An 8,592-nucleotide genomic window follows, 5' to 3' on the forward strand; every position below is an offset into this window, starting at 1 on the left:
TCTTAACCGTGAATGTAGGAGCGGTCCATGTTCCACCATCATACTTGGCACCACCGCCAAAATAACTTGCAACACTGCTTCCTAGGGTATAAAGCTGATTGCCCGCTACAGCATCGCTTGAGATTGCAGTAACGTCACCATTTGCAAGGGATGTAATCTTGCTGTTTGTTTTGCTGTCCTTTTCCCCATGCGTTGCCACAAAGGCGCCTTTAGTCTTGTCCCATAACAAGGAATCGCTTTGAACAAGGGTAATGTCTTTTTCAATCTCTTTGGTAATTTCATCCTTAACATTCTTGAATGTATCTTTAACGTTTTCGAATGAATCACCAACACCAGCAAAGGCAGTCGCGACATTGTCATAAGACTTATCAGTCGCAGTACCATCTTTATTGAAGGTTTTAACCTTGAATGTAGGAGCAACCCATGCGCCATTCTCATAGCTAGCAGCACCGCCTAAAGATTTTGCAACACTGCTTCCTAGGGTATGAAGCTGATTGCCCGCTACAGCATCGCTTGAGGTTGCAGTAACGTCTCCATTTGCAAGGGATGTAATCTTGCTGTTTGTTTTGCTGTCCTTTTCCCCATGCAAGGCCACAAAGGCGCCTTTAGTCTTGTCCCATAACAAAGCGTCACCTTGAGCAAGGGTAATGTCTTTTTCGATCTCTTTGGTAATTTCATCCTTAACATTCTTGAATGTATCTTTAACGTTTTCGAATGAATCACCAACACCGGCAAAGGCAGTCGCGACATCGTTATAAGACTTCTCAGTCGCAGTGCCATCTTTATTGAAGGTTTTAACCTTGAATGTAGGAGCAATCCAAGAATCCCCAAACTGAATTTTAGGATCAAAGCCAGCACCACCGCCTAAAGCTTTTATAATATGGCTAATGTCTTTACCAACGATTGCGAAAGATGCACCTGTACCTGTAGAGAAATCAACTAGATTTTTATAGTCGACGCCAAACGCGGTGCCCACATCGTATCTCTGTGAAGGGAAGCTACCAGGAACCCAAACTCCATTCGCCGTGTTCACGCCAAAAGGAGCGCCTAAAATATTTGCAAGCCTTTTGTTCACTGCATAAATCTGGGAACCATTTATCGCATCGGTTGAGTCTTCTGTGGTACTACCAGCAGCAACATCCAAAAGAAGCCGAGGTTCACCTTCACTATTCAGAATACTTATTTTTTTTAATGGTGATTTAGCAGAAATAGTTATCGTGCCTCCCTCATTCTCTCGGTTTAGTGCAGGGGATAAGCTTCTTAAAAATAGATTATTTTGTTTCTCTTCAATAGCAGGGGGCTCCTTTATCTCAGCAAGTTGATGATTTAAACTTGTGAAAGCACTTTTCACGCCAGAAAATGCATCCGCTACATTCTTAGAACTTTCCTTCTTAGAACTTTCCTTACCCGTAAATGCAGTATCAAGTGCAGGTTGCGTTTGAAACTTAATATTAGGATTTAAATTTCTGAAAGCATCTTCATCCTTAGAACTTTCCCTACCCGCAAATGCAGTCTCAAGCGCAGTATCAAGTGCAAGTTGCGTTTGAAACTTAATATTAGGATTTAAATTTTTGAAGGCATCTTCATCCTCTATAAATGCAGAGCCACTATCTTTATATAATTTACTGCCAACAACATAGGCTGGTGGAATGGCTTTAAGCACATTTGTACCGCCACTAAAACCGCTTGATATGTTATTAAAAATCTGAGTATTAGCAGAAACAGGAGAAATATTTGATAAAAAGATAATCACTGAAGCCAATGAAAGCGCTTTAATAAAAAGTAATCGATAAAGCGAGCAAGAATTTTTAAAATCATTCACCACTGGCGCTTTTGATGTGGTATATAATTTTTTCATAACAAATTCTCCAAGTAAAAAAAACATATTCAGAACATAAAAAAAACACATTTCAGCGCTAGGGATGATTTTGTGGTATGGTTTTGTTTGTTCTTTACAAAGTTTAGGTTTGTCGCAGAGGCGAACGGAAGTAATTAGAGCTTCGGCAAGGCTGCGATTAAGGTTGATTAGCGATTTGGTTAATGGGTTTTTGATTTTTTTCGCCTTTAAGAAGGGTTCTCTTTTTGCAACAAAATTTCTGAATTTGAGGGGGAGGAAATAGATAGAACGGATACGAAGAGGACATATTTGCACGCTGTTGTTAGATCTGCGGTTTATAGTTTTTAAAGTGAAAGAGGTCATTTTGTATGCTTAAGAGGCTATAAGGTATAGTTGCGGAAAAAGGTTAAGTTGTCCGGCGAATGATTTAGAGTATTTGTTGTGAAATCATTGCGCTTTTATCGTAGGGGATAAGCGACATACTCTCGAGTTTTAGATTTTTTCGCTTGAAGAGCTTTAAAATAAAACGAGGATAGTTGTGTGATTTTTTCATGATCCGTCGCACCTCCCTTTGCGAGAACTTTTTCTGTTTTTACCAGAATGAGTCTTACTAAAGACTATTTTTATAGTTTTATAGACTGTTGAGTAAAATAGCAAGAAGAAAATGAATTTAATTATTTTTACAGAATGAGTCTTTCCGATTTATACAATCGTGAAATATCCTTATAACTTTAAAATTCATAGATTCCATGCATTATAGACTTGTCTAGAGCTTCTGTTTCATAGTTTGTTTGAGGTATCCCATTTTGATCAAAATGAGTCTTACTCATAATTGCCGCTGTTGCATACCTCATGATTGCTACTGCTATGTACAGAGCAAATAAGTAAAATAATAAAATGGGATTTTTACTTTTTTAAACGTATCCCCCCAATGGATATTTTCTATCAATGAAATTATAGAACGTACAGTTTTAAAATACTGTGCGATTACGCACTCTATCAATTTATATGAGAGTATTACTCTGTATTTGTAAAATTTTTGTTAAAGTGCTTCACTTCTCACTAAAATAAATCTCACTAAGATTCTTACTATAGAATATATTGTTATGAGACTTTATATAAGTATACTACTCTATAGCTTTCTCTGTAAAATATTACTTCTCTATAATATAAAATTTCGCCCTTGTCTGATGAGACAAGGGCGAAACTTCGCTTAAATTGTAGTTTTTCATATACTCTGATATTATCTTAATTTCAGAGTTATTCCACCACCTACGCCCCACTGACCTCCGGCACTGGTTGCTGATAGATTAGAGCGAATCTTGCCATCTTCAGATGTATAACCTGCACCAATAGCAAAGGCAGATTGGCCACGCCAAAAACCACCACCAAATGAAACACTCACAGATCCTGGATCATCGAAGTAACGTAAGTTAGACACTGCCAAACCAATCGCTGCTGCTTGCCTTGCCTCTTTGCGCACATTCGTAATATCATAACTTAGTGCGTCAAACTTCATATCGGTATAGGATTTCGCCTCGTTAATACTATCATTGACAAGACCGTTAACTTTCTCATCCGTATACTTGTTGGCATCTTCAAGAACCGTCTCCATCTGCTGTTTTGTGTAATCATGTAACTGACCACCATTCACTACGTCCTTAGAGCCTTTTTTAATTTCTCCATCTTTAACATTAGTAATCAAAACAGGTTCACTGTCATCGGCACCTTTTAGAGTGATGCTATTGGTTTTCTTTCCGCTTTCTTTATCAACATCATAGCTAACCGCAAGATTCACCTTGGTTTCAACTGCTGCTACCTTGGTTTCAACTGCTGTTACCTTTTCATTCGTCGTCCAGAGCTGTCCTCCATTCACGGCGTCTGTTGAATTTTCTACAAGAGCACCCTTCTCTACATTGACAATCTTGCTGGGCTTACCATCATGACTAGCGTCATACCCTTCTTTTCCTGCGTCCCATGGGAATCCATTGGAGGCTACGCTAGGGGTTTCCTTCTGTTCAACAGCCTCAAGACGTGTATTGATCATCAACATGCTCTTACGTATAATGCCAAACGTGGAAGCTACATCATTATAGGTTGCCATCTCAACCAAACCACCTTGTTCATCAAACTTCATAGCAGTAAAGGATGGAATGCTCCATTTGCCCTCTTTATATCCAGCACCACCACCGAAATAAGATGAAAGACCTGCGCTGATAGCATAAAGTTGGGAACCATTGATTGCTTCGTCTGAGTTAGCAGAAATATCACCATTAACAAGACCAAAAAGACTCCGTTTTTTACCTGAAGTAGTCATAAGACTTACTTGAGTTGATTCTATGTCAGGAGAAATAGTTACCGGAGGCAGAGTCCCATCATCACCCATGGCATATTCCTCTTCATCCATGACAAGAGGTAAACTTCTCATAAGAGATAAGCTTCTCATAAAAGGAAAGCCTTCTGAAATAATATCCGAATGACCACCTCCCAATTTAGGTTTTTCACCAATAGCAGAGCCCTCCTTTATCTCCATAAGCTGATCATTCAAAACTGTGAAAGCACTATTTACGCCAGCAAATGCATCCGCGACATTATTATATTTTTTCTCACTCTCATTACCATCCTTATCAAAGACTTTAACCGTGAAAGTAGGACCTGACCATTTCCCCTCTTCATTATATCCAGCACCACCGCCAAAATAATTTGCAAATGCCTGAGACATATAATAAAGCTGGCCACCATTTACTGCTTCGGTCGATGTTTTCGTAAATGCACCGCCCTTAACACCAGAGAGAACTCGTGGGACATTAACATTGTTTCCAATGTCTATTCTATCGCCACTTTTGCTTCCCCCAATGGTAATAAGCCCAGCGCTATTTTGCTTAATAAAACTATCGCCTGTTACACTTTCAATCTTTTTATTAAGATTTGTAAAAGAACTACTTACACCAGAAAGTGCCTCCGCAACATTTCCATATTGCGTTTCAGCTCCATTACCATTTTCATCAAAGACTTTAACTGTAAAAGTAGGAGCATTCCAGCTTCCATCTTCACCATATCCAGCATCACCACTAAAATATCTCGCAACGACATTGCTTATGGAATAAAGTTGAGAACCATTTATCGCATCAGTTGACGTTGCTGTAATCAAACCAGCATTAACACCGGAAAGAGTCCGTGCCGCATTATCAACGCTTGCAATACTTACGTTAGCTCCACTTACTTCTCCACCAATGGTAATAAGCCCTGTATCATCTTGCTTAACAAGACTATCACCCACCACATTAGTAACTACATTCTCAATCTTTTTATCAAGATTCGTGAAAGAACTACTTACGCCAGTAAAGGCTTCTGCAACATTATGATAGTTCTTGTCAGCTCCCTTACCATTCTCATCAAAGACCTTCACTGTAAAAGTAGGAGCACTCCACTTTCCATCTTTATAGCTAGCATTACCGCCAAAATAGCCTGCAACGACATTGCTCATAGAATAAAGTTGAGAACCATTTATCGCATCAGTGGAAGCTTCTGTAATTGAACCAGCATTAACACCGGAAAGAGTCCGTGCCGCATTATTAACGTTTGCAATACTTACTTTAGCTCCACTTACTGCTCCACCAATGGTAATAAGCCCTGTATCATCTTGCTTAACAAGACTATTCCCTGTCCCATTAATGACTATATTTTCAATCTTTTTATTAAGATTCGTGAAAGAACTACTTACGCCAGTAAAGGCATCTGCGACATTACTATAGCCCTTGTCAGCTCCCTTACCATCCTTATCAAAGACTTTAACTGTAAAAGTAGGAGCACTCCAGTTTCCAATTTCATCATATCCAGCACCACCGCCAAAAGACTTCGTAACCCCAGCGCCCAATTTATAAAGCTGGGAACCATTGACTGCTAGATTCGATGTTGCGCTAACCAAACCATCATGAACACCCATAATAAATCGCGGCTCATGAGAATTATTTGCAAAGTCTACTATATAACCTTTTTTGTTCGCACCAATTGTAATAGTCCCTGTTGCAGCATCGTGCTTAACAAGACCATTACCTGTCCCACTAATGACTATATTTTCAATCTTTTTATTAAGATTCGCAAAAGAATTATTCACGCCACCAAATGCATCTGCGACACTCCTATAATTTTTGTGTGTCTCATTTCCATACTGATCAAAGGCTTTAATCATAAAAACAGGAGCTGACCACCTTCCATTGCTATAGTAGGCACCACCACCCAAAGAATCAGCAACCCCAGAGCCCAAATTATAAAGCTGGTTACCATTGACTGCTTGATCTGATCTTGGGCCAACCATACCATCACGAACACCCATAAGAATTCGCGACTCACGAGAACTATTTGCAAAGTCTACTGCAATGCCGTGTGTGTTCGCACCAATTGTAATTGTCCCTGCGCCATTTTGCATAACATACTTATTGGAAACTAATTGATTAATTTTATTATCATATTGATTAAATTTATTATTAATATTCGCATTAACTTCATTCTTCCATCGCTGGAAAGAATCTCCCACACCAGCAAACGCAGAGCCAACATCTCTATACACGTTACCGTCAATCACATAGGTTGGCGCAATACTTTTCAGTATATTTGTACCACCACCAAAATACTTCGCTACATTACCCCACGTATCACAAGCAGAAACAGGAGAAGCATTTGATAAAAAGACAGCTACTGACACTAATGAAAGCGTTCTAATAAAAGGTAATCCATGAGACGAGCAAGAATTTTTTAAATTACTCACTGCTAGCGTGTGTGGTGTGGTATATGTTTTTTTCATCATAAATTCTCCAAGTAAGAAAAATATTAAAAACATTAAAAAGACATATTCCGGTGCTACTAGGCTCCAGGGTTTGTTTTTTTCTTGTTTTATAAAAGATTAGGGTTGTCATAATAAGGAAGAGGACTATCTAAGATATCAATGAGATTGTGGTTGGCGTTGATTGATAGCCCAATTAATAAGGTTTTTATTTCCCCCTTTTACGGAGGATTTTCTTTTTTTAGCAAAGCCTTTAAATTTAAAGGTGAAGAAAGGTGAAAGAAGTGTAAATAAAACATGTTTGTGTACTATTATTAGGTATTGTGTGTTGAAGAGGCAATAAAGGATGTTTATTGCGGAGGAGGATTAGGTTGTTTGCTGAGTGATTTAGAGCATTTTTTGTAGGGTTATTGTGCTTTTGTCGTAAAGATAAGCGAGATATCCCTGAGCTTTAGATGTGTGTCTCTTAAAGCTTTCTGAAATAAGATAATAGTGATTGTGTGATTTCTTCATAATTTACCGCACCCCGCTTTGCGAAAAGATTCTTAGTGTCTTTTAACTAATCCTTTACATTCTTACAGACTTTAAAAAAAATAGCAAGGAAAAAAATGATTTAATTATTTTTTATATAATGCGTCTTGCTGATTTATGAAATAATTCTAAAATTCATAGCCTCATTGTTTACACTTTGGGCTTTTATAAAAGTGCTGGTGCATCGTTATGCTTTAAATACCCCTGTTTTGATCAAAGTGAGCTTATTTAAGCATTCCAGCTGCTGCATATGAAGAAAATAATAAAAATAGTAAAAAATGAGATTTTTTATTTCTTCAAGCATACCCCCCAATGGATATTTCTATTAATAAAATTATAAACCGTACAGTTTTAAAATATTGTGCAATTGCGCGCTCTATTAATTTATATGAAGACATCACTCTGCATTTGTAAATTTTTTTGTTAGAATGCTTCACTGTAACTAAAATCTGTCCCACTAAGATTATTACTACAGAATAACATTGTTATAAAACTTTATAAGTATACTACTCTATGAATTTCTGTGTAAAATATCACTTCTTTATAAAATTTTTACCCTCGTCTGATGAGACAAGAGAAAATGCATTTTTTATCGTTAATTCAGCGGTGAGTTTACTCCTGCACTTACCCCAAGTAACTCCCTGCACTCATGACAGATCGGTTAGAGCGAATGAATCCGTCCTCTGATGTATAACCAGCACCAAAGGCAAATGCGGATTGACTGCACCATAAAACCCGTACCAAATGAAACACTCAACTTCCCTAGTGTATCGTTGTAACGTAAACCTACCACTGCCAAACCAACAGCCGCTGCTTGTCTTGCTTCTTTTCAAACACCTTCAATGGCATAACTCAACGTTTCAAACTTCATATCGGTATAGGATTTCGCCTCGTTAACAGCATTATTGACTATAGTATTGACTTGATCATCCGTATACTTTTTAGCATCATCAAAAACTGTCTTAATCTGCTGCTCACTGTCATGTAACAACCAACCAGCCCCCTCCACGACTTCTGTCAAATTTGCGTAAAACACGCCACTCTTCACACCTTTTCTCTGTTTTATTTTCAATATTAATGCTGGCATTATTATTTGTGGGAACCGTTCTTTTAATCGTGTAACCCTTTTCGCTCCTGTCTTGTATAGACAGGAGCGTTTTTGAAAATAATAGTAGTGAATTTTATTAATTTAGAGTTAAGCTTAATCCGACACCTACACCCCAGCGCCCTCCGGCATTTGTCACAGATAGACTAGAGCGAGTATTTCCATCTTCAGATGTATAACCAGCCCCAATAGCAAATGCAGCCTGATTGAGCCATATACCACTACCAAGTGCAACACTTAACTTTCCTGGTGCATCATTGTAACGTAAGTTGGACACCGCTAAACCAATCGCTGCTGCTTGTCTTGCTTCCTTGCGAACATCCTCAATAGCATAAT

Annotated in this window: 2 protein-coding genes and 2 pseudogenes; all 4 read right to left on the reverse strand. The window is 38.3% G+C overall.

The window, feature by feature from the left end:
- Nucleotides 1-1,858: pseudogene (locus ACFIK8_RS08400) on the reverse strand (hypothetical protein); the annotation flags it as partial.
- Between the two features lie 1,222 nt (nt 1,859-3,080).
- A complete protein-coding gene (locus tag ACFIK8_RS08405) occupies nt 3,081-6,644 on the reverse strand; it encodes a YadA-like family protein (RefSeq protein WP_375669186.1) in 3,564 nt (1,187 codons plus the stop codon).
- 1,102 nt (nt 6,645-7,746) lie between these two features.
- Nucleotides 7,747-8,148: pseudogene (locus ACFIK8_RS08410) on the reverse strand (YadA-like family protein); the annotation flags it as partial.
- A gap of 187 nt (nt 8,149-8,335) precedes the next feature.
- Nucleotides 8,336-8,592: YadA-like family protein (locus tag ACFIK8_RS08415; RefSeq protein WP_375636755.1), on the reverse strand; the 257-nt coding region annotated here is incomplete at its 5' end.

The organism is Bartonella sp. MR168JLCBS (assembly GCF_042194175.1).

Coding starts and splice junctions, on each gene's coding strand:
- ACFIK8_RS08405 (WP_375669186.1), bottom strand. CDS start 6,644: ATGATGAAAAAAACATATACCACACCACACACGCTAGCAGTGAGTAAT.